The 23,185-nt window shown below is 35.1% G+C and carries 20 protein-coding genes; 2 read left to right on the forward strand and 18 right to left on the reverse strand.

The window, feature by feature from the left end; genetic code table 11:
* Positions 1-59 precede the first annotated feature (59 nt).
* Entirely contained in the window at positions 60-1,016 is a 957-nt protein-coding gene (locus JN11_RS10000) for a hypothetical protein (RefSeq protein WP_144912167.1), read from the reverse strand.
* Positions 1,017-1,725: 709 nt separating this feature from the next.
* On the opposite strand from JN11_RS10000, the gene JN11_RS10005 reads away from it, so the two are divergent.
* Positions 1,726-1,917, forward strand: coding sequence for a cold-shock protein (locus JN11_RS10005; RefSeq protein ID WP_144912169.1), 192 nt, complete (start codon positions 1,726-1,728; stop codon positions 1,915-1,917).
* 3 nt (positions 1,918-1,920) lie between these two features.
* A complete protein-coding gene (locus JN11_RS10010) occupies positions 1,921-2,370 on the forward strand; it encodes a cold shock domain-containing protein (RefSeq protein ID WP_144912171.1) in 450 nt (149 codons plus the stop codon).
* Between the two features lie 282 nt (positions 2,371-2,652).
* On the opposite strand, the gene JN11_RS10015 is transcribed toward JN11_RS10010, so the two are convergent.
* From JN11_RS10015 to JN11_RS10095, 17 genes are all read right to left on the reverse strand, one after another.
* The gene (locus JN11_RS10015; RefSeq protein WP_246138985.1) at positions 2,653-3,930 is read right to left on the reverse strand and encodes a WcaI family glycosyltransferase; all 1,278 of its coding nucleotides are present in this window, start codon (positions 3,928-3,930) and stop codon (positions 2,653-2,655) included.
* A gap of 193 nt (positions 3,931-4,123) precedes the next feature.
* Positions 4,124-4,798, reverse strand: coding sequence for a hypothetical protein (locus tag JN11_RS10020; RefSeq protein ID WP_144912173.1), 675 nt, complete (start codon positions 4,796-4,798; stop codon positions 4,124-4,126).
* Positions 4,799-4,970: 172 nt separating this feature from the next.
* Positions 4,971-5,795 (reverse strand): glycosyltransferase family 2 protein, encoded by an 825-nt coding sequence (locus JN11_RS10025; protein WP_144912175.1) that lies wholly within the window; start codon positions 5,793-5,795, stop codon positions 4,971-4,973.
* 33 nt (positions 5,796-5,828) lie between these two features.
* The gene (locus JN11_RS10030; RefSeq protein ID WP_144912177.1) at positions 5,829-6,359 is read right to left on the reverse strand and encodes an LbetaH domain-containing protein; all 531 of its coding nucleotides are present in this window, start codon (positions 6,357-6,359) and stop codon (positions 5,829-5,831) included.
* Positions 6,352-7,473, reverse strand: coding sequence for a glycosyltransferase family 4 protein (locus JN11_RS10035; RefSeq protein ID WP_144912178.1), 1,122 nt, complete (start codon positions 7,471-7,473; stop codon positions 6,352-6,354). Before JN11_RS10035 ends, JN11_RS10030 begins: the two co-directional genes overlap by 8 nt.
* A 31-nt stretch (positions 7,474-7,504) precedes the next feature.
* Positions 7,505-8,710: a glycosyltransferase gene (locus JN11_RS10040; protein ID WP_144912180.1), complete on the reverse strand. Its 1,206-nt coding sequence runs from the start codon at positions 8,708-8,710 to the stop codon at positions 7,505-7,507.
* A gap of 9 nt (positions 8,711-8,719) precedes the next feature.
* The gene (locus tag JN11_RS10045; RefSeq protein WP_144912182.1) at positions 8,720-9,910 is read right to left on the reverse strand and encodes a glycosyltransferase; all 1,191 of its coding nucleotides are present in this window, start codon (positions 9,908-9,910) and stop codon (positions 8,720-8,722) included.
* A gap of 46 nt (positions 9,911-9,956) precedes the next feature.
* Entirely contained in the window at positions 9,957-11,075 is a 1,119-nt protein-coding gene (locus JN11_RS10050) for an acyltransferase family protein (protein ID WP_144912184.1), read from the reverse strand.
* A 14-nt stretch (positions 11,076-11,089) separates the two neighbouring features.
* Positions 11,090-12,163 carry a glycosyltransferase family protein gene (locus JN11_RS10055; RefSeq protein ID WP_144912186.1) on the reverse strand — a complete coding sequence of 358 codons (1,074 nt, stop codon included), beginning with the start codon at positions 12,161-12,163 and terminating at the stop codon, positions 11,090-11,092.
* 79 nt (positions 12,164-12,242) lie between these two features.
* Entirely contained in the window at positions 12,243-13,787 is a 1,545-nt protein-coding gene (locus JN11_RS10060; RefSeq protein ID WP_170227734.1) for a hypothetical protein, read from the reverse strand.
* Positions 13,788-13,985: 198 nt separating this feature from the next.
* A complete protein-coding gene (locus JN11_RS10065; protein ID WP_144912190.1) occupies positions 13,986-15,092 on the reverse strand; it encodes a glycosyltransferase in 1,107 nt (368 codons plus the stop codon).
* Between the two features lie 22 nt (positions 15,093-15,114).
* The gene (locus JN11_RS10070; RefSeq protein ID WP_144912191.1) at positions 15,115-16,236 is read right to left on the reverse strand and encodes an acyltransferase family protein; all 1,122 of its coding nucleotides are present in this window, start codon (positions 16,234-16,236) and stop codon (positions 15,115-15,117) included.
* A gap of 59 nt (positions 16,237-16,295) precedes the next feature.
* Positions 16,296-17,456, reverse strand: a complete 1,161-nt coding sequence (locus JN11_RS10075; RefSeq protein ID WP_144912193.1) for an acyltransferase family protein — start codon at positions 17,454-17,456, stop codon at positions 16,296-16,298.
* A gap of 98 nt (positions 17,457-17,554) precedes the next feature.
* The gene (locus JN11_RS10080) at positions 17,555-18,730 is read right to left on the reverse strand and encodes a glycosyltransferase family 4 protein (RefSeq protein ID WP_144912195.1); all 1,176 of its coding nucleotides are present in this window, start codon (positions 18,728-18,730) and stop codon (positions 17,555-17,557) included.
* A gap of 50 nt (positions 18,731-18,780) precedes the next feature.
* A complete protein-coding gene (locus tag JN11_RS10085; protein WP_144912197.1) occupies positions 18,781-20,151 on the reverse strand; it encodes a lipopolysaccharide biosynthesis protein in 1,371 nt (456 codons plus the stop codon).
* 84 nt (positions 20,152-20,235) lie between these two features.
* Complete coding sequence (locus tag JN11_RS10090; protein ID WP_144912199.1) at positions 20,236-20,757, reverse strand: UpxY family transcription antiterminator; 522 nt, start codon at positions 20,755-20,757, stop codon at positions 20,236-20,238.
* Between the two features lie 15 nt (positions 20,758-20,772).
* Complete coding sequence (locus JN11_RS10095; RefSeq protein ID WP_144912201.1) at positions 20,773-23,178, reverse strand: GumC family protein; 2,406 nt, start codon at positions 23,176-23,178, stop codon at positions 20,773-20,775.
* Positions 23,179-23,185: the final 7 nt, after the last annotated feature.

The following is a 23,185-nucleotide window of genomic DNA, read 5'->3' on the forward strand; positions in this document are numbered from 1 at the left end:
CTCATGGGTAAAAACTTGATCGTAAGTTACAATTTTCCCGGAGTCTAAAATATTAGTTATTATTTATTGTATGCAGCCTCATTGACCCAATGAAACCCCCGTTGCAACAGCGGGAAGCCATTAGGATCTAACCTTCTCATCCAAACTTCAACTGAATCTTTTTTCCACACTCCTTTTATTATCAAATAAGTAGCTGTATCGGTCTTTTTCACACCTTTGAAATTTTTTAATTCTGCAAGTCCTAGCTTTGTTAAATTGTATATTAAATGGAACTTATGTGTTGTATCTGAATAGGTATAGGCTACAATTGTATGTTTTTTTAAATCAGGCTTAAAGCTGTAATTACTAACGCTGTCATCCATCATTTGAATTTGCGCGCCGCCATCACGACTTATCATAAATTTTCGCCAGCGGGTAGTGTCAGTTGTTAAAGGTTTTAATGTGTCCTTGTTTTTTATAAAAGCTTCTACATTATATATACCGTATAATGGTGGTTTTTTAGCCTTGCTGCCGTATTGTTTTTCCCTGGCAAGGGCATCGACTACGCCGAAGTAAAGTGTATAGAAAATCAAAGCATATTTTACAACAATTAGTGTGGTGTTTTTCCATCTCGCGTTAAAGCGGCGGGGCATAAGGTTTGACGGAAGTGTGTCCCTGTTTCTAAAGAAAAAATTTATCAGCCGGTCTGTATCCCTAAGCATTAAAAAGATGCACATTACAACAAGCATAGTTGCAAGCAGCTTTACCGGTACATCAAAACAATAATTAATGGCCATTATATTAACGGCAACAACCAGGCCCACTATGGCGCCAAGCGTGCTGGTTTTTCTGAAAAATAACAGTAACCCTGTAATTATTTCGGCAGAGCCTGTAAAATAGTTAAAGCCTCTTGAATATCCCATATACGTCCATGCAAGGCCCATTGGCGAAAGTTTGCCAACAGGTTCCAATAACCTGCTAAACGATGGAGCCGGGAACTGCAGTTTGATTACCTTATAAAGCCCGTAGCATATCATGGTGATAGCAACATAGTATATAGATTGCCTGTAAATTATCAGAATAGGGGATCACTCCATTTGGATTAAAAAATATGTACAAAATGAAAAACAACATGAAGAATCGGAATGCTACTTTTTGGGCGATTGTCCAGTAGGCAGGTTCAGCTGGTATGGTTGTCATGCAGTTTTTTAGGTTATTAAATTGTGATTATCAACCTCTAAAATAAAGAATTAATAATAATAGTTTGGTAGCTAATATTTAAGCCCGGGCAATTCATGACTGAGGTGAAAAACTCAAAAGTTAAAATCGATTTGACAACGGTTTACTTAACAATCCAGTAGGCAGTCTAACAATAAACAAAACGCGCTCTCTCAAAACTGAAATGATACGCAGCGAAGTAGCCCCAATAATCCGTCCGGCTAAGCATGTCGCTTATCTGAAATAACGAAAGGCTTTTTCAGTCATAATCAGTTGTACTGATTATGACTGACAGTTAAATGTATTTAAAATTTATCAATCTGAAACGATTGGATAAGCTTTTCCACTAGTCCAGGCATATCGGTTGGACGAAATAATGGAATCTAATAAACAGACAATGCCGACCGGGGGATGTAATAATTTGTGCCAATTTGGTTAGTTATTTCTCTAAACTCCAACCTTTTTCAAAATAAAAAAGGAATCATCCGGATAATTAAACGTATCTTGCCACCTTAACCAATAATTATAATGGCAACAGGAACAGTAAAATTTTTTAATGAATCAAAAGGCTTCGGCTTTATTACACCAACAAGTGGCGGCAAAGAAGTATTTGTACACGTAACAGGACTGATTGATCAGATCCGTGAAAACGATGAAGTTAGCTACGAAGTAGAAGAAGGTAAAAAAGGCCCGAGTGCCGTTAAAGTAAAAATAGCATAAGCATTGGCAAGATCAACAGAAACATTTAGTAAAAAAGAAAAAGAAAAGGCCCGCTTAAAAAAGGCGAAAGACAAAAAGGAGAGGGCAGAAGACCGCAAGGCTAATGCTGGCAAGGGCAAAAGTTTGGAGGATATGATGGCTTATATTGATGAGCATGGTAATATTACTTCAACTCCGCCCGATCCATCCAGGAAGATAAAGATTAATGTAGAAGATATCCAGATTGGCGTTGCCAAGCAGGAAGATGTACCGCATGATACTGTACGAAACGGCGTGGTTACCTTTTTTAATGAAGCAAAGGGCTACGGTTTTATTAGAGACATGCAAACAGAAGAAAGCATTTTTGTGCATATTAATGCCTTAACTGAGCCTTTAAAAGAAAACAACATGGTCACTTTTGAAACAGAACAGGGCCAAAAAGGACTGTCTGCAATTAAAGTGAAAAAGAAATAAGAACCGGATAAGGGTTGGTTTAATTTCAATAATCAAGGTTAGTACTTTGATGAGATTTTTTCTTTCCTTTCAACATAATTAATTCTAAACCATTCGTCGCGCTATTTACTGAATATTTTCAATAAATTGATTCGGAATTTGTTTTGTGCTATGCTAAGTAGCATCACCGTATATTCAACATAGGTTGGGTATACGGTTTTTTGTTTAGGGAGATATTCAAACAAGAAAGCCTGACATTAAAAATATCAGGCTTTCTTGTTTTGAGAATATATCAGAAAATAATTAGATCTCTACATTCGCCACAAAGGATTTCATTACGTGATTGATATCCAAAAATTGAGAAGCAAACCAAAGCGCATTGTTTCTTTTCTCGGTAAATGAGCTATCCGGTTTTAAGGTGCCGATTAGTTTTGATAATAATTGTGGGTTGTCTGGTTCGGCTATATACCCTAAATCATACTCTTTAATTAAATCATACATTGATGTTCCGGGTAAGGCTGTTGCAATGCATACGCCTCCCATACCCAAAATAGTGGTGAGTTTTGATGGCATCATCAAGTCGCCAGCTTTGGCTTTCTGAAGTACCAGGTGATAATCGGCCATGTTTAAAAACTCGTTAAAGAGAGCTTTATCCTGTACTGGCAAAAATTTCACGTTTGTTAATTTTTTCTGTTCAGTTATTTCCATTAACCGCTCTTTGTAAGGTCCTGATCCGCAGATAATGAATTGGATGTTTTTATTATCCATATGGTTTTCGGCCGCTAAAAGAATATGGTCAAGAGCTTGTTTTTCGCCAATGGCTCCAGAATAAAGGAATAAAATATCATCGTTTTTATAGCCCCAGTTGGTTTTAAGCTTATCGCGGTCCTTAAGCGGGAATATATAAGAAGAGTCAACCCAGTTAGGGAATAAGAAAACATCCCTGTCGAGTTTTTGCTTTATTTTATTAACCATACCAGAAGAGATACTGCTTACATAATTAGCTTTTGAAAGCAGATTTTTTTCGCTCTTGTAGATAATGTCAAAAAGCTTCTTGTTCGACAGCATATTCAGCTCTTGTGCGGCATCAATTTGCAAATCCTGGATATGATAGAGTAATTTGCTGCCTGTTCGCTTTTTAAGCATTAAACCAAGGTATCCCAAGTGAAAAGGCGGGGCAATGGTGATGATTAGATCGAATCTTTTTCCGGTTATAATTAAACCGAGTATTTTCCAGATCATTGAAGTCCAGAAGGAAAAATCTTGTATTATTCTTTTTTTGCCCGATGGATTAGAAGGTACATATAGCGGACAGCGATATATTGTTGTTGTGGTATTAGATTCCGGGTATTTTATGATTTCTTTTTTAAACCAGAATGAACGTTTTTTGTAAGGTTCCTGTACTTCCCATTGTGGATAATATGGATAAGTAGTAATAACAGAACAATCATAACCATTAACAGCCAGCCAGTTCATCATTTCACCATTATATTTACCAATACCAGTTGGCTCTGGCGTAAAATTTTGGCTAATAAGTAAAACTTTTTTATTAGCGATCAAATTATTTTTACTCGAACTCATTTATTGATATTTTAAGATATTTTTAAATAGTGTATTGCGTTATTATTAATTTGTTTTTGTACGAAACTTGAAAACCTGACAATTGCCAGGTAAGTGAATTCCGGAAAACTATTGTTGCTTTTGGGGCCAGTAGTAACGATACTATTAAGTTTTTTATAAACCGTGTGTAATTAAATGTTAGTAGTAAGAGCCATTAAAACCGCAACAGAGGAACACTGTGACGTCCAAAAACAGCCATTGTATATTCAATACCTATAGAATAGAAAGAATAAAAGTGTACAGAAGCAGGTACTTGAACGTTATTAAAGCCATCAAGACCAAGACCGGTAACATAATTAAGGCTATACGATAAATTGATTTTTAAAAGCGGGTCATTATAATAGCTTTTTATATTAATATTATAACCAAACTCCACCGGAATAACAGGTGTTTTATAGCGAATATAAGTTGAAGCATCAGGATATATATCATTTATGCGGTTATGTAAATAACCGATTCCTGTGGCGGCATAAAAATGCCTCATAGGATCTAAAAAAGCATCTTCATCTATAAGAGTTCCGAAGTGTAAATTAGCTTTGACAATAACTGCCTGGTATTTATTTATAAAATTGACGTTATTCAGGCTGAACGGAAAGCCATTAGGTGTTCCTGCACTTAAAGTGCCAAATTGTGTTTCCAATGATACATCAAAAAAGTCAGAGGGATAATAATTGACTTTTACGCTATACCCAAATGATGCTTTTGAATTTGTAAAATAAGTATTTACACCACCGGCATTAAACCCTAAATTAAGTGATTGCTCATCGTTTTGTGCTTTTAAAGTGCCGCAAATGAAGATAAAAGCTATTAGTAGAAGTACTTTGTTCATATGATATTTTTTAGGCGCATTAAATATCAAGCTGTTTTAGTCTTATTTAAAAGACGATAAATTACTATTGAATATTTAATGCTTCAAATCCTGATTGAACTTATACGAAACTTTACGATTTGAGTTCGCTATTAATAATAAAATATTACATAGATTTATTAAAAGCGTTGTATCAGTTGTTTTGCCTATTCAGAATTTCCCTTGTTTTGATGACAATAAAATATTCATAAATGGATTGAAGAGCAGCATAAGTTAAGCCTGCCCTGCCATCTAAAAATGCCCTGCGCCAAATAACCATATAAAACCATTTAATAAGCGTACGGAAAGGCAGCTTATAAAAAAAACCTTTTTGATGATATCTGCGTTGAGAAAAGTCGCGGCTGAATAACATTTTTTTCAGTGAAAACTTTTCGCCGCCGGTATTTTCTTCTATCCATCGTTTAGCTTCCATGGTAGAGTACTGGTTATGCTTTGTTAACCAATGCGATATTCCTTTTGAAAAGGGATAATGATCAAAGTAGCCCGGTAAATCTTCCACCTTACCGTCAATTTCCAACACCTCATTAATTTCCCTCATGTACTTTGCTTTACCGAGCCTAACCAGGCGGATATAGTAGGGCGAAATTTGAGCATGTTTAAGCCATGTGCCCCATAAATAGTCTTTTCTGCGTATTCTGTAGGCATTGGTATCCCCGTTATTATCCTTTAATGCTTCATTTATAATTTTTATAAGTGATTCGGGAATACGTTCATCAGCGTCCAGAATCAGCAGCCAATCATATTTATACTTAATAGATTCCAGTGCCGCATTCCTTTGGGATGCATAGCCGTCAAACTTTCTTTGTGTTACGGTTGCATTGGCTTTACGGGCAATTTCAATGGTTGAATCATCACTGAAAGAATCAAACACGTGTATATCATCACACCAGGATATTGACTTTAAGCATCCCGGAAGATCATTCTCTTCGTTTTTAGTAAGTATAAGAACTGAAACCATAAAAAATTAAAGCTATTACTACGAATACCCTGGTTATTTTGCAGGATTCCCTTTTACCGTTGTATTTGGCAAAACGTTTTTGGTAACTACACTACATGCACCCACTATGGCATATTCACCTATAGTTACACCCGGCATAATAAATGCCCGGGCACTGATAAAAGAATATGCACCAATTATAATAGGAGAGGTAACAAGGTTTCTTGCAGGTTGTGTGAAATCATGCGTACCTGTGCAGAGATAGGCCTCTTGTGCCACAGTAGCATGTTCATGAATTTCAATAACACCCAGTGTGTAGGCGTTTGCCCTGTCGCCTAAGCAAGCACGATGGTGCATAATTAAGTTCCATGGAATCTGAATCCGGGCTCGTTGGTGAACAAATGGACGTCCAGAAATTTTTGCGCCAAATGCTTTTAACCAAAATAATCTCCAAAAATTTGCAGGTTTTGGTGTCCACGAACAGAAAATTAACCAAACATATTCCCACAAAACCATTTTAATGCGCTGGCTTTTGCTCCACGGACTATCATAAGGAGTATTTTGAGCGTGAAGTTTTTTAGCCATTTTTCTTTTCGTCCAATAAATGCTTAAATTCTTTGATAAATTGATGAGCTATATTTGATGCAGAATGTGTTTTCCGCACTTTAGTAACTTTATCGGCGAGCGTTGTCAGGTAAGCCTGATTATCCTCTAAAGATAAGATGAGCTTTGAAAGCTCGTCAATAGCGTTGTGGGAGCGATGATTGAAAACTAAACCATTTTCGCCATTTTTTATAAAGTCTTTGAAGCATAAAAGATCAGAAACTATCGGAACACAGCCCCATGACATTGCTTCCAGTGGAGATATCCCAAATGTTTCCCCTTTTTCGGCTAAAGATGGATAAATAAAAATGGTTGCCTTTTTGTAATGTTCGTTAAGTTTCTCTATATCAAAAATTGGTTCCAGGAATTCAATAGGAGCATTTCCGGCCAATACTTTTAAAGAGTTAATATAATCTGCACCGCCGCCGCCCATTGAAATTTCCCATGGGCCAATGATCCGTAGCCGGTATTTTGATGAAGATTTTTTAAATGCATTAATCAGCATATTTAAACCCTTTTCGGGATGAATGCGGCCTGTGAATAATATTATCGGTTCTTTTTGATTAAAATCAACTTTCTCTGCCGCATCAAATGGGAGAGGATTGGGAATCATTGAAATCTTATTTTGATAAACCAACGGAAGTTCCTCTTTAATAGCTTCAACCACAGAGTTGGAGTTAGCTCTTAAACAAAGTACTTTTTTATAGAATTTCATTTGCCCCTTGGGCATGCGTTGCACGTCTACTACTGCTGATTTTATTGCTTTTTTGGATAGAATTAACGGGGCCCAAAATGTGCTTGTAATGATGATATCAAAATCTTGAGGGATCACTTTTTTTACCCTCATCGTGTAAATGAGATCAAAAAATTTCAGAATAATTCCTGATTTTGGAGTTTTAAATCCTTTTACTCTCAGATAGTTAACACCATCAATGGTTTCTGTTTCGCTTAATGTTTCAAATTTTTTAGAAATGTGGGTTACCTCATGCCCCATTTTAGCGAATTCTTTTCCCAGCGAAAACCACATTTTTTCTACGGCTCCCCCCAACAATGCAGGAACTGGTAAAAATGCTCCTTGTACGATAATTATTTTCAAAATAAATTAGTATTAGATATTTATAGCCAATTTAAATTGGGTTATGGTTAATAAAGGCATTGAAAAAATTGCTTGCCGCTTTACTGGTGGTAAACAGCTGTTGATAGGTGTTTAATGCACAATTGCTCTCTTTTACTTTTTCTGCAGCATCTAAGGATATCCATTTTTCTAAAATGTTCTTTATCCCGCTAATAGTGTCGTCACAAATTAAGCCACCACCTGAGTCCATAATTTCTCTCCAAATATTTACCTGATTTGATATTAATACGGGTTTACCACATGCCAATGCCTCAACAACAGCTATCCCGAAGTTTTCCTGGTGACTGGGAAGTACAAATGCCTCACAGCCATAAAATGCACCCCATTTGGCATCTCCGGTAAGCATCCCTGGAAAAAATACATCCTTTTTAATTTCAGGTTCATTTTCTAGCAGTTGTTGTATCATTATACCAAATGGCGTGTCCAAACCAGGCCCGGCTATAACCAGTTTGGGCATGTTTTTATTAGCCAGCCTTTTATGAAGACTGATATAAGCGTTTAAAAGCAGATCAACACCCTTTTTTTGGTGCACCCGGCTTAAAAATAGTAAATAAGGCGATCCGTTTAAACCTGGGCAAAGCTGGTTAAAAGCAAGTGATAAATTATCATTGTATGGTTGTGGGGTAGCCACTCCATAGCCTACATTATATTCTTTTTTAGGACGATACGGCTTAAATGTTTCGCGGGCTAATAGTAATTCAGTTTCACAAGTAAATAATAAACCATCTGCATCGTTAACTACTTTACTTTCAATTAGTTTCCAATATAGCCAATTTCTTATTGCCTTTAGTTTTCTGCCACTGGCCCGTTGAAAATAAGGATCAAGCATACCATGTGGCATTACCAGAATGCGGGGAAATGGTTTGCCGGCAGTTTCTTTTTTTAGCTTTTTTAATACTTTCCAGGCTGCGTAGCTTTGATACAACCATAGCCCGTTAATCATTACTACATCAAATCGTAATATATTGCTTTTTAACCAATCAATTAGCTCGGGCGAATAGCACCAGGGGCCTTTAGCTGGCCCCAGCGCATGTATCTTAAATTCATCTTTTCCTAAATAGGCTGAATCCGGTGCATCAACACAGGCTACTTCACGGATAACTCCCATTCCAAGCATTGCGTTGTTAAGGGTCCGTATTCCCTGAGCGGGGCCACCATTTTCAGGGCTCATACTGGTTATAACATGCAGTAAATTCATAACCTAACTTTATAACAGACGGTGCAATTTATTTTCTGATTGCAAGGATATATTTTTATAAATACTTTCAATTTGTTCCAACACGGATTCAGGCTCAAACCTTTTTACATTTTTTAAGCCGCTTTCAATTACTCCATTTAATACTGTCTCCGGTAATTGTAATACATAGTCAATTAAGTCTGCAGCTTCCTGAGCCCAATTATTAACCTCGTTTATATTGTAAGGTCGTTTGGGTATAAAAAAGGCTGCTTTACCGGCAACTTCGGTCATGGGTGCTTCATTAGTAGTAATTACCGGACATGCTGATGCCATAGCTTCTGCAATTGGCCACCCGAAGCCCTCTGCAAGCGAGGGGAATAAGAAAACTGATGCACCAGCATATGCCATCCTGACAAATTCATCGTTTAAGCCTGATATCAAATGTATGTCAGCTTTATATGGTGAAAGGCTGTGCATTTCTGAAATTTTTAAAGATGGAGAATAGCCAATCATTAAAAGAGGCAGATTAATTGCCGATTTTTTTCTCCATGCATTATATATTTCAATAACACCAGTGCGGTTTTTATACCATTGATTACCACCTACATGAAGAATAAAGCCATTTGCTAAATCAATGCCAAGTTTTTTGGTTAATTGATTTCTGCTTTCTGCACGAGATTGGTATGAGAACAATTGATTTAAACCATTGTATACAACCTCCGAAATCAAGGGCGCAATTTTGAGCATTGAATGCAGATCTGACCTGGTTTTTTCAGACACGGAAATGAAATTTTTTCCGGTTGAATATCCTCTCTTAATTAAGGCCTGATATTGACGACCAGACCATGATACAGGGTTTTCGGGGATTTGCCTTAATGCCGAACGCTGAGCCAAAAAATCATGACAGTGAATAACATGTAGCCTATCGGCAACCAAAGGCACCCAGGGGCCCAATGCCTGATCGCAAAAGGCAAATATGGTATCCTTTGAGCATCTTTTTATTCTTTTGCGTATAGTTAAAGGGAAAATAAGATATTGATCAGTATAACCCATCCACTTTTTCAATGAAGCAGGTACTTTTAAGTTGAAAAAATATGGTTTTGGAGTCCAAATCTCAACCTCATGCTTTTTGCTTTTCATGCCGTTGATAAGCATATTTGCAAAACGCGGCATGCTTTGGTGATTTGAAAATTCAGGATGAGTGAAAAAAACAATCCTCATTAAATAAAATTCAAAGTTGAGGTTAAATGACCAAAAAATGGAATAGTCATCTTAAAAATAATTTTTCAAGGAATAATCTGAATTTCGGGGTTTTATATTCAGTAAATATTGCCACAATGTATGAACAAATGAATATGAATACGAGTACAGAAATGAATATTAAATAACCAATTAAGCTTGGGGCGTTCCAAATGCCAATAAAGTAATAATTTCTGATGATTGTTAATATTAACATAATTATTGGAAAATGAATAAGGTAAGTGCTATATGAAAAGGACGAAAGTTTTTCGTTGGCCTTTAAAAAAAAACCCTTAGCTGGTTGATTATAATTCTCAAAAGACGAAATTCCAAAAGCAACAATTAATGCTAATATAAAATCATATAAAAAATCATCAATATGAACCACTTTTTTTAATGCAAGCCAAATTGGTAATGCAATTAAGGATATAAATTTATATGGTTTTTTTAATGTTATATAAAAAGGTATTAAGCCAATAAGCCATATGAAAAATGAAAGCTTAATGCTTTGGGGTAAAAAAGTAAACATTAAGATTAATAATATTGCACATAAAAAGGCATATTTATTTTTACTTTTTATAAATATTAATAATAATGAACAGCACGGAAAAGCTACATAATACCAAAATTCATATGCTAAACTCCATAATGGACTATTACTTCCAATTGGTGGTAAAATAATTGTTTGCATCATACAGAGGGACGTTACAAAATATTTAAATGACAAACGATTTGCAATTGAAAAGCCTAAAGTTGCGGTTTTGATTTTGTCTGTATAAAGTCCCACCTGATCAAAATAAATTCCGGTGTGGTCAAGTACAATTGTAAGAACAAGCGCGAATAACAAAACGGCGTAAAGGCGGCTGATTCTTTTTAGAGCATATAGTTTTATATCGAATTTCCCTTTTCTGATTTCTGAAATTACAGAACCCCCAACTAAATATCCGCTTAAAACGAAAAAAATAACAACTGCTTGGTGCCCCAGGCTTGTTAATAGATAGAAGAATTTAGTAAATGCATTAGCATGCTTTAGCAACGGATAATCTTTAAATAAAATGGATCTTAAGTGATTAAACACCACTAACAATGCCGATCCCCACCTTAACAAATGAATGAAATTTGACCTTGAAAGCCTTATGTATGTCATTTTAATAGATTCAATTAATTGATAATAATTGGGTTATAATTATTAATCGATTTATCATTGGTTAATTCGATAAATAAATCTTTCATTCGGCTTTCTATTGTCCAATTATTTTTTTTAAAAGTTCGTTCAGCATTTTTTCCAATTTGCAAGGAAAGACCAGGCTGTGATAAAACCTCAGTAATGATTTTTGAACACTCAGCCTCATTATTGTAAAAAAAAGCTGTTTCACCATTTGTAAACATTTTTTCGTGAATTGGTGTTTTTTTAACTAATGCTGCAGTAGCACATCCAGGTATCTCGTATGATCGCATAGTCCATTCATCGTGATTGGAGTCAGATACCGTACATAATGCTAATTCTGAAGAACGGATAACATTAGCATAGTCTTCACCCCAAACTGGCGGATGAAAGTTATTAGGAAATCGATTTACTAAATTTCCGCTTCTTTTATTCCATAATTGGCCAAAAACGTGTATGTCAATGCCATCATTTAGCAATCGTTCAATAAAGGCCCCTCTTTTATCCATACAGGTACCAACAAAACTAACAGGGTAGATTTTTATTTCATTTTTAGAAGGATGATATAACGGACTGTAGATTCCATGTTGCCATAATCGGCATTTATTTGCACCTAGAGATTGAAGATTTTTAATATCATTTTCACGCTTTACTAAATGTAAATCGAAATAGGGAACCAGTTTTAGGTAATCCTTCCACATCCATTTATCTCCATTTCTATCTCCCCAGGGATTGTCATCCTGCATAGAGATTAGATAGGGCCGGGGATTAATTTTTTTTACTTCTTCTAAAACAGAAGGCTGTATTTCACGGGGCCACTCAAGCCATATTATATCAGGTTTATTAATTTTACAAATGTTGATAAAATCTTTTTCAAGGGACGCTGAATTTTGTCTAAACCTTGGAGTTTGTAAAATTTTGGCAAAAGATTCTGCTCGTTTTCCAAGTTTGGAGGGATAATTACTTGTATTAAAAACAACTACCTCTATACCACATTGCTGTATAGCCCAAAGCCTTTGAAAGCCAGATGCACTTGGGTTATTGAGGTAAGCAGCAAAAATTATTTTCATATATTAAAATAAGTTGTGTTCAATACAGAGTAGATCTTGTAATGAATCAGTCTATTTGATCTAAGTGGTTAATTTGTAGTTATTTGAAGTTTTTTAATTGTAATTCACCTTTGTTATCTAGCTCTCTTGCTTTAAACATATCAATGGGAGATCTTAGTTTTCTTAAAATCCATAATGTAATAGCATAAATTAAAACTCGTTGTATTATTCCTCTTATCAGACTCCCTTCCAGAGCATCCACGCCATCTAAAGAAATATCAAAGTAGATTGTAAAAGTTAATAAAAGCGCTAATGTGGGTACTTTTATATTGGATGTTGATTTTAAATAAAATGGAGAAAAAAATCCATGATAAATACTAAATATAAGGTAATAGTTTAAAGCCAGGAAAAGTGGGTACCACCAGGAAAATAATGCAAATGCATTTGTAGGAATAGAACCAGTTTTAAAGCCCCCAACTTCGGCTCCAGTCGCTAGATTATCTATTTCATCTCCAACCGAGTGAGAGCTTACCTTTATTTTATCAACTTTTATGGAAAACAAACTCAGAACAGGCTGAGGTAGTTGAACCATTATTCTGTCAAAGGTAAATGCTCTTAATTTATCGAAATCACCGTTATTAAATAGCCCAACTCTGTATAGGCAATTATCATCAAATTTTATTTGAATAAAACGTGCCAAAAAGGGATTTCGGACATAGTTTTCTTGCCATTCTTGCTCCGCTGATACGCCTTTAGTTAGTTCTACCTGTTGATCTTTATAATCGGCAATAGCTCGTTTGTCAAAAAAACGATCAACAGTTGCTTTAAATTGCTCGGAACTTGTACGGTTTTCCCGCGCTCCTCGTTCAATAAGAATAGCAGTGGATAAGTCTGAAAATTGCCCAATTACCGCGATACCTATTACTCCTCTGATTAGCCCTGTTTTTATTGATTTTTGAGTAACAATTGTTTGGCCAGACAACACGGTAAGTAACCAACCGGCTACAACAATACCAATAGGTTGAACCATGGCTATCCGAGTATTATAAACAAACGAAAAAACCACCTGTACAAGGTAAAATAAAAATAACCATATTCTTTGCTTTTTTATAAAAAAACGGTTATAATATGGAGGAAGCAGCATTAGAAATGGTGCCATCATTAAATAGGCAAAACCATCTAAAAGTTTAGAAACAATTATCGGTGGATGCAGTGTTTTTAATAAAATTGCAAACAACCCAATTAGTCCGATAATCCATAAACTTTTGGATGGTAATGTTATTTTAGATTTTAGCTTTCGACTTAAACTGCTTACCCCTTTACGAATATATAAGGATGATTCTGAGCATGATAAATAGTGCGCAAAAAGAATACAAAATGCAAATATTAATCGATGTTCAAAGGTTTGGACAGGAACTACAAGTGATTCAATAATCGGATTCCCTTCAAGTAATGTACCAACCATTGGGGCAATGCTATTTGCCGATATCATTAGAAAAACTACTGTAGCTGATAAAGCTGCTCCAATGCTAATATTGCGGTAACTGAAAACAATTATACAACCAGAAATGAATGCGGTAAGTGCAAATAAATTTGATATTATATTTGCAGGACTTACATCCAATAACATTTGTCCGAAAAACACACATATAGACCCCGTTATTAGTGTTTTACGAATAATACTTAAACTTTGGATATAGTTTTTGTTATACAGCACGGGTAAAATTAAAAATCATTTTTATGGTAAAAGGAGCTTAAGCTGTAATCTATTGTTAAGAATAGTTTCATTTTGTGGAGATATTATAACTAAATTTTAAGTAAAGTGGAGCCTTTAATACACAATCTACCACCAATTGCATTGTTGTCCAATTTGAAATGCCCAATCTTGTTCTGTAGGCAAATTTTTGATGTATGAGTTATCTGGGTATTGCTCTTTAATTTTAAAAATATGATTTAATACTTTATTTCTAAAATCATCAACTGTGTTATCAGATATTAATACCCATGGGTTATTTGTAAACATCTCAGAGATATGTGATTCAACATTAATAACTACTGGAACATGCCTATACAAAGCCTCTAAAACGGGTAATCCATATCCCTGGCGTGCAGGTACTAAAAATAAATCACATTTACTATATTGGTCTTCAACTTGTTCTGTAGTTAAAAAACCAGGAAAACTAACGTTCTTTTCCAAGCCCATTTCTTTCGACAATGTCTGCAAGTAGTTCATTTGAGGGCCATTGCCAGCAATAACCACTTCAACATCTTCGAATCCAATTTTACTGTTTTTAACAAGGTATTGTGCAGTTTCTAATATCCAGTCTAAATTTTTTGAGGTATTAAGCCGTGAAATAGAAAATATGCGTAATATTTTACCATTAAAACGCGGTGACTGGTTAATACTGCGGGTAGGGGGAAGCCCACCCTGATATATAACACCAAATTTTCTGCGGTATAATGATTCAAGCTCTTTTGTATTCCAGTTTGTCATAGTAAGGCAAACTTTTGCACGGCTAACTCCATTAAAAGTAATAAAATTGGAAATATGGCTTCGAAGGGTTGCAATCCAATTTTTTAGTGCAGATTTAGGTACTGAGGGACTTAGTAAACTTGGAGGATCAGTATAATGAAGAATATAATTATTATTAAAAAATGCACCGTAGAAACCAGCCTTTCCTCCCATAAAAAATGGCAAACCCAATAACTCGTTTTTATTTTGTTTTAACCACCTTTTTAATCTTAATGATTTAACCAGTGGATTCCAGTGATCTTTAATCTCTACTGTAATAAGCTGGTCTAAATATCCTGGCATGTTTATATGATCATAAAAGCAAACTAACACAGGTATATGCCCATTTCTAATAATTTCTGATGCAAGGGCAATTATATTTCTCTCAATGCCTCCGTATTCGCCAATATGTGGATAAAAGATGATTGCTTTTTTCATTAACGGTATGAATCCTTTTGTATTAATTTCTCAATTTATTAGCACAAAATTTGGCTAGTTTATGTGATGGTTTTTCAATGATAATATAAAATGCATAAACTATAAGGTGTAAAGTCGCTAACATTAAAATCCAAAAAATTAAATAGCCGGGAAAATAGGCAGCCGGATATTTATTGAAGGCCCAAAATACCAGTGTATGTATTAAATATAATGAGTAAGATGCTAAACCAAAGCGTTCTAAAAGCACAGAAGATTCTGCATTACCAAAATTGTGATATAAAACTTCTTTTTCTATCCAAAAGAAAGCATACAATCCAAATAATAAGATGGTAAATTGGGTAGTAAATATCAAACCAATAAATGGCAGTGTAACAATTTTTAAATATAAGCCGAGCCTGTATAGCGGAAAAGTAAATCCTGAAAAGAAAAGAGCACCCAACCTCCATCTTAACAATGGATTTTGTTTATCATTTGAAATCTTATTAGTATTAGATGCATCAGAAACTCTTTCTGCTATTAAAACACCTGCCAGCCAACAAGGAAATGCCAATAATGCTGGCTTCCAATCTAAAAAACCACCATCACCAATTTCATGAAAGTACATTTGCCTGTCTGCAGCCCATGTAATAATCAGCACAATTGAAATAAGACTCATTAATAAAATTAATTGAATAAGCATTCCCTTTTTTATTACTACCAAAATTAGCGGGTAAATAAGATAATAAAATCCTTCGCAATACAATGTCCAGATAGGTACTACTCTTAGGAAGCCATTTGGGTGTTGAAAGTTGGCTAATTTTCCAATAATTAAACATGCAATTAAGGGTAACGATAGTCTTAAAAACCTAGCAGTATAAAATGATTTAAGATCTAATGAATTTCTGCGAATATTGGGATAATGGATACAAAGTCCGGATATAATAAAAAAACATATTACCGCAGCTTGTCCATTAATAAGCCACCCATATAAATGCTCTAAAAACTCAAATGCTTTTGTATTAACATGGCCAGCAAAGAGGGGCGGTAAGCCACCATGAAAAAAAAACACCCACAAAGCGAAAATATATCTAAGTTGGTCAATACCTAAAATATGTTTTAATGGCGGTGCTGTAATTTGACGGTTATAGCGATTTAGAATTAACATGTTTAGTTAAATGTATTCGGGTTTGTTTACTGCGAATTTATCATCAATCAAAGCTAATTTTATTTAGCATTGGAAACTTCTGTCTGCTTTAATTGTTGGTTGTTATTGTTATTCAATAGCATTTGGGCGATTTTTTTACCAATGCTGATAAAGTAAGTTTCGATATATTTATAAGTGAGTTTTGAAAAAAAGAATGATAAAATCGTAACAGTAGCAAATACAAGTATTACAGCTAAATTACTATCAATATCGACACCTGTAATTTTAAGGAACTCAAGAACAATCCATAGAAAAGCAAAATGAGATATATACATTGAATAGCTTACCTCACCAATGGTGGGAAATAGTTTATGCAAATGGATTTTTGAAATTAATTTTGCTGTTAAACAGGATATTACACCGGCAACAGGAGGGAGAATAATCCATGACCAGCTTGAAAAACCAAGATAATAAGATGCGATAATTGTAATTACACCGGCAATTGTTCCCCATATTAATATTTTGAAGAATGTTTTACTTTGCCAGTAAAAAAAAAGTAGTATTCCCCAAACAAAAAGAGACATTTGATTTGCGATAAAATAATAGGCAAATGCCCCTCCTCCTTGACCGTGATGTCCATTTAATTTTGCAACAAATAGAAGAGCCCCTACTGCAAACAATGAAAAAAATTGCACAGGTAATAGATAAGCTCTTGAAATTTTAGTTAAATTAAGTATAAACGGAAAAAAAACATAAAAGAGCATTTCGCATCCTATTGACCAGCCGCCAGGTACTATATTGTTATTTGCAGCAGGGTACAGGCCGTTAAGAAATAAAATATTACATAAAATGTTCTTTTTTGTATAGTCTTCAATATTACCGGGATGCCATATTCCAATATTATTTGAAGTAATAGATGATAAGTAGTAATACGCAATTATTGCGATATAATACATCGGAGCTATCCTGAATAGTCTTTTGATATAGAAACCAGCCAAACTTTTAGACCAAAGCGTTAATTTTGAACCGGTATAGCATAACGTAAAAGCAGACATTACAAAGAATAATTGAACACCACATTTTCCCCACTGTGAAAATATGCGAATAAACGCTGCATTAGGAAATACTTCGCCTGCATGATGGAATATTACCAATAAAATCGCCAAGGCTCTTAAATTATTAATAAATTGAAGCTTTGGAGGATGAATAGAATCAACCGAGCTAAATGAATAGTTTTGCATGCTATTTAACCAATTAGGGGTCTTTACGGAAGATTTTGATTGCTAATGAGTCATTGCTGTGTTCCGTATGTTCACCTTGGAACGCTTTTATGTTTTTATTATTTTGAAGCTATATTTTTCGCTTCTTCAGCAACAGCTACTATCTGCTTTGCATAGGTTTGCCATCCACCCAATGCCTTTACCTTTTCAAGGCAAGCGACACTCATACCTTTACGCATATTTTCGTCATCGGCCAGTTTTGTAAAAGCTTCTGTCAAAGCTTGTGGGTTACGTGCCGGAACAATTAATCCCTCATGCCCATTTTCAAACAGGGTTTCAGAACCTGTATTTGGGGTTGCAATAATTGGGCACCCGCATGCCATTGCCTGGATTTGTACAAGAGCTAAGCCCTCTTCAATGCTTGGTAAAACCAATGCATGCGCAGATGATAAATATTGTTTCACACTGGCACGTGGCACCATGCCTACAAATGTGACATGATCAGTTCCTATTGAGTTAATTAATGGTTTGATATCATCAGCGACACTTCCAACTACTATTAATTCTTTATTTGGATGATCAAATGCCTTAAAAGCTTCCAATAAGTAAGGAACTCCTTTTCTCAAGGAAAACTGACCAACAAATACAAGTCTAAAGGTATTATCTATAGGGGCACCTGTTGGGAAAAACTCTTTTAATGAAACGCCGTAAGGGACAACTCTGATTTTATTTGCATCGGTTCCCTGATCTATAAAAGTTTGTTTTACAAAATGAGAAGCAACGGTTATAAGAGTTGCCTCATTAGCTTCGGCTTCTTCATTTTCGATAAGCCATGGATGTACTGACCTATAAGGCATATTCCATCTTTTGTGCTCATCATTTAATGAAATATCGGCATGTCTTATTTGTGTTGAGCCACGGTCCATAATATAACCGGCCCCCCGACTTTTTGCTACTCTTCCTGCATGTAAACCGGAACCTGAAATCCCCATATAGGCATCACACTCCGGCAGATTACGACCAACCCATCTTGAATAAAATTTTGTATTTAGGACGGCAATTTCATCATCCATCGTATTGGTATAAAATGGTAATTTATGTCCAACTCTACGAATTCCTTCAAATAAAAAATTACATGATATCAAATCACGTGGTATTTCTTGTTCATTTGATTCCTTTTTCGCTTTCCACCAAGGTAATGAAGTAAATATTTGTTTTAAGTTACCCATTTGGTATAGTTCCCGGGCAAGATCCATATGATGATATCGAACCCAGGTTGATTGAACTATTTTCATTTAACAGGATTTTATAGTGATGAGATTATAGTAAGAAGTTTTGCTCTATTCTAACGAGATCTGCTTATCAATTTGTTGGCTGTATGTAAGCCCGATTTAATTTCATCCCATATACCTGAAAGAAAGTTACTTAAATTATCTCCAGTTAATTGTAATGAGCGCCTTATAACATATGGTATTAAAATAAAATCAGCAATTAATGTGGAAATTGCCGCACCTTCAACACCATAATAGTAAGATAGAATTGCACATGTTAAGATAGCCATTGTACTTGCAATTAAATATCTTATAGCTAAGCCTTCATGTTTATTACATGATGTATGAACAACGCTGCTGGTATACCAGATTGCGTTGAAAATAATAGGAAACAGAAATAAAATAAGTAAATGTTGAGGCAATGGTATGGCTTTTCTAGTCCATAATGCATAGATATCATGCCCGAAAAAGGATAATATCAATACACACAGTACCGAAGCTATAAATGTAAAACCAACCCCCAACCGATGTAGTCGTGCTGCTTTTACCAGGTTATTAGTGCCAATTAATATACTAAGTTCCGGCCAAATTATTGCGTTTACCATTTCCATTAACTGATTTATTGATCTAACCATTGTTCTAACCGTTGCAAATAAGGCTACAGCAACTGGCCCCAGAATTCCTTGTATAACTAAGATGTTTCCTTGAAAAATAAGTGCGTTACCTAATGGAAACGCTTGGAATGCTATACCTTTTCTGAACAATAAACGAAACCGGCTTACTTCAATATCTTTAAATGAAAAGGAAAGGATAGGTAATGATTTGCCGCTGAGCCAGGTATTTATGAAAAGATAAACCAGCATGGAGGAAAGTAATGACAAAGCAAGATAATCATAGCGGGTGGTAAACCTTAACACTATAACCATTAACAATAGCTCCAACCAAGGTTTAAAGCTATCGAGTAACATGGATAAATGCGCCCTTCTTGCTGCACGAAAGCGGCCGCTCAGCACATCGGTAGTAAAGGATAGAAAAACAGATGAACAAAGCCATATCATGGTTAATGTTAACTCTTTATGCCTGCTTCTGGAAAGATTGAAAAAGCTTTCCCATGGGATAAATGGAGCAATCAACACAACCAGTAAAATACCAATTGCACTTATTGTAGCAATTAAAGCAACCGTGCTGGATAATATTTTCCGTGCTTTATCAACCTCACCATTGGCCATGGCTATTGACATTTCATTAGCTGAAACACTACCGAAGCCCATGTTTGCTAATGTTAGCCATGATGGAAGTGAAGCAATAACAATCCAAAGTCCATATCCTTCAACACCCAAATAGTACAACAATAACGGTACCTGTATAATGCGAAAAAGGAGTGTAGAGATTTTAGACCATACGCCAACAATAGAATTTTTAATTAATGCTTTTTTAACCTGCATATAAAATTGCTGCTATTTGAAGAGCTTAAATTTTAATAAATTGATCTGAGGAGGATTGAGCTAAAGCTTTTTGATAGTATCTGGTTATAAAACAACTTCTACATTATCAGTGCTCATTGCTATTAGTGCAATATTTAAACTGGGTATTTCAACTTGTATTTGTTTGCCTTTCAGGGAAACTACAGTTCCTTGCATGTTTCTGAAAGCTCCCGAGGTAACTTTGATTTTGTGGCCCGCTGCAATATTAACCTGCCTAATAAAAACGTTATCGTAAGTATGTAAAAAACATTTTATCTGTTCTATTTCCGCTGCCGGAACTATAGCTGGTTTACTAAGCCAATAGATATAGCTAACAATGCCTGGAATCCCAGGTACCTTCCATTTTTGATCTTCTGAAACCCGAACAAAAACGTAAGACTTAAAAAAGGGCTCCGAAACTATTTTTTCTCTATCACTCCACTGGCGTGTTACTTTATTAAGCGGACAGTAATTTTCAATCCGGGCATTTGTCAATAGTTCTGCCACTTTTTTCTCCCACCTTGGTTTTGTATAAACTACATACCAATGCTTGTCAATTTCATTATTTACAAAAGCAGCCACACTCATCTTTAGCTATGTTTTTTATTTACCAAACCTTCTTCCTATGTTTTTAAATATGTTATTTGATTTCTTTATTGCGGTATCTTCGGCATAATTATAACCGTAACCATATCCATAACTTTGACCGTAGCCCTGACCAAAGCCCTGACGGAACATACCCCTTGGTTTAATGCCATTAAATATGATGTTAACATTGTTTAATTCATCGTTATCATAAATTTCATCAATCATCTTCAAATACAATTTCGGCGTATAGTTATGACGAATTACATATAAACAGATGTCGGAGTAAACGTTTAGTAATTTGGCATCTGTAATTAAACTTACAGGCGGCGAGTCAATCAGGATATAATCAAAATCTTTTTTCAATTCCTTTATTAACAAATCCAACTTCTCGTTAAGCAAAAGTTCAGTAGGATTAGGTGCTATTGCTCCGGCCGTAAAGACAAACAGATTTGGAATTTCAGGTAGGGGTTTTTTGATTTCATCAATGGTTGATAATCCGACAAGATAGTCTGAAATGCCATTTTCGCGATTTATTTTTAGCATTTTCGCGAATTTAGGTTTACGTAAATCCAGCTCAAGTAGTGCAACCTTTTTGTTTGCCAGAGTCATGGCTATCGCAAGGTTTATGGCCATAAAACTCTTCCCTTCGCCCGAAATAGAGGAGGTCATTAATATAACCTTCTTATCGTCCTGAATTCCAGAATAACTGAGGGCAGTGCGGAGGGCTCTGAATTGTTCGGCAATTACCGTATTATTACCATCTTTAATTTTAATAGGCTCTTCTCCTGGATCAAACAATATTTCTGCTATGATAGGTGCACTTGTACCATTTTCAATTTCGGAGCGAAATAGTATCAGTTTATTATAAACCTCACGTGCCAAAACAAAAATTACTGCTGCAAATATTCCTAATACTATAGCAATCATATAAACATTGCTCGCTACAGGCTGTATTGGATTAGGGTTGCTTTCAGCAGCATCAATTATACGGCTATCAGATACTGAAGCTGCTAATGATAATTGTGTTTCTTCTCTTTTTTGAAGCAGAAATGAATAAATTCCGCTTTTAATGAGTTGATCACGGCTTATCTGAACCAATGCCCTTTCCTTCTGAGGAACTGATTTTAATGAGCTGGTCAATCTGTTATTATTGGCTTGCAACTGAGCCCTTGAAGCTAGTAAATTTTGACGAATAGTATGAATGTTCTCAAGAATACTGGGCTTCAGTTGTGCAATTTGAGTTTTTATATCAATAATAGAAGGGGAATTTTCTCCAGAAATTTTTCTTAACCTTTCCAGCTGGATATCATCTTCGTAAAGCTTTAAAAGTAATTGTGTTAACAATTGATCAGTAATTATAGCTGTACCGGGAACAACACCGGGTTCCTCACCTTTTTTGACAATATATTTTTCAACCTGATCAAGAACAGATAATTGAATATTAATCTCATTTATTTTAAGATCGCTTTCCTGAACGCTGGTTAAAAATATTTTACCTTCTTCAGACACGTCAACAATATTCTCTTTTGACTTGTATTGCTGTATATCACCTTCAACTTTCGAAAGCTCGCCGTTTACAATTTTGAGTCTATCCTCCAAAAATGTAAGTGTTCGTGCAGCTATAGTGTTTTTATCTTCAATTCCATTTTTACTATAATCATTAATCAACGTATTAAGAATGCTTTCAGCACGTAATGGGTTCTGATCTGTAAATTTCAATGAAATGATTGAAGATTGTTTTGAATTGGCCGATACTGAAAATGCACCTATAAGCTGTTTTGCGGAAGCTTTAACAGATTTTAGTTGAAGAGAAAAAGGGTGTTTCGTGCTGTTTGCGGGTAATGAACTTAATGAATCCGCAGATTTATAAATCACGAAATCACCATAAGGAGTATTAACGGGCGTGTTTAATGTATATTTTTTGCCACCTATTTTCACTGCATTTTCTGCTGATAGATATTCGAATGGAATAGGGGCTATTGTACTTTTTATATTTTCAGGATGTAAGGCAACAAAATTAACAGGATAAGAAGGGTAGGATAGAACATTTCTAACCTGCCCTTTTTGATAAATTTGAGCATACAATCCCATCTCTGTTACCACTTGGCGCATTAATGAGTGTGATTTTAATACCACTAACTCGTTTTCAACATTTTTTTTGGTTCCTGATATATTTAATGATTCTAATATGTTAGTACCCTGATCGTCATTTTTATCATCTTTTAATAAGATTGATGCGCTAGCTTCATAAACAGGTGATTGATAATGAATATAAATCGATGCACCTACTATTGATAGAAAGAATGTCAGTAAAAAAATAGGCCAGTAAGGGACATAACGATAAGCAATGCTCTTAAAAATGTTATTTGATTCATCCAGTTCAACAAAATCTGAATTTTCCCTTTTTTTCGTGTTATTCATCAATGAA

Source organism: Mucilaginibacter frigoritolerans, assembly GCF_007830615.1.
GTDB lineage: Bacteria > Bacteroidota > Bacteroidia > Sphingobacteriales > Sphingobacteriaceae > Mucilaginibacter > Mucilaginibacter frigoritolerans.

Excerpts from the sequence above, each read along its gene's own strand:
- JN11_RS10000 (WP_144912167.1), bottom strand. The coding sequence starts at position 1,016 with ATGATATGCTACGGGCTTTATAAGGTAATCAAACTGCAGTTCCCGGCT.
- JN11_RS10005 (WP_144912169.1), top strand. The coding sequence starts at position 1,726 with ATGGCAACAGGAACAGTAAAATTTTTTAATGAATCAAAAGGCTTCGGC.
- JN11_RS10015 (WP_246138985.1), bottom strand. The coding sequence starts at position 3,930 with ATGAGTTCGAGTAAAAATAATTTGATCGCTAATAAAAAAGTTTTACTT.
- JN11_RS10020 (WP_144912173.1), bottom strand. The coding sequence starts at position 4,798 with ATGAACAAAGTACTTCTACTAATAGCTTTTATCTTCATTTGCGGCACT.
- JN11_RS10025 (WP_144912175.1), bottom strand. The coding sequence starts at position 5,795 with ATGGTTTCAGTTCTTATACTTACTAAAAACGAAGAGAATGATCTTCCG.
- JN11_RS10030 (WP_144912177.1), bottom strand. The coding sequence starts at position 6,359 with ATGGCTAAAAAACTTCACGCTCAAAATACTCCTTATGATAGTCCGTGG.
- JN11_RS10040 (WP_144912180.1), bottom strand. The coding sequence starts at position 8,710 with ATGAATTTACTGCATGTTATAACCAGTATGAGCCCTGAAAATGGTGGC.
- JN11_RS10045 (WP_144912182.1), bottom strand. The coding sequence starts at position 9,910 with ATGAGGATTGTTTTTTTCACTCATCCTGAATTTTCAAATCACCAAAGC.
- JN11_RS10050 (WP_144912184.1), bottom strand. The coding sequence starts at position 11,075 with ATGACATACATAAGGCTTTCAAGGTCAAATTTCATTCATTTGTTAAGG.
- JN11_RS10055 (WP_144912186.1), bottom strand. The coding sequence starts at position 12,163 with ATGAAAATAATTTTTGCTGCTTACCTCAATAACCCAAGTGCATCTGGC.
- JN11_RS10065 (WP_144912190.1), bottom strand. The coding sequence starts at position 15,092 with ATGAAAAAAGCAATCATCTTTTATCCACATATTGGCGAATACGGAGGC.
- JN11_RS10070 (WP_144912191.1), bottom strand. The coding sequence starts at position 16,236 with ATGTTAATTCTAAATCGCTATAACCGTCAAATTACAGCACCGCCATTA.
- JN11_RS10075 (WP_144912193.1), bottom strand. The coding sequence starts at position 17,456 with ATGCAAAACTATTCATTTAGCTCGGTTGATTCTATTCATCCTCCAAAG.
- JN11_RS10080 (WP_144912195.1), bottom strand. The coding sequence starts at position 18,730 with ATGAAAATAGTTCAATCAACCTGGGTTCGATATCATCATATGGATCTT.
- JN11_RS10085 (WP_144912197.1), bottom strand. The coding sequence starts at position 20,151 with ATGCAGGTTAAAAAAGCATTAATTAAAAATTCTATTGTTGGCGTATGG.
- JN11_RS10090 (WP_144912199.1), bottom strand. The coding sequence starts at position 20,757 with ATGAGTGTGGCTGCTTTTGTAAATAATGAAATTGACAAGCATTGGTAT.
- JN11_RS10095 (WP_144912201.1), bottom strand. The coding sequence starts at position 23,178 with ATGAATAACACGAAAAAAAGGGAAAATTCAGATTTTGTTGAACTGGAT.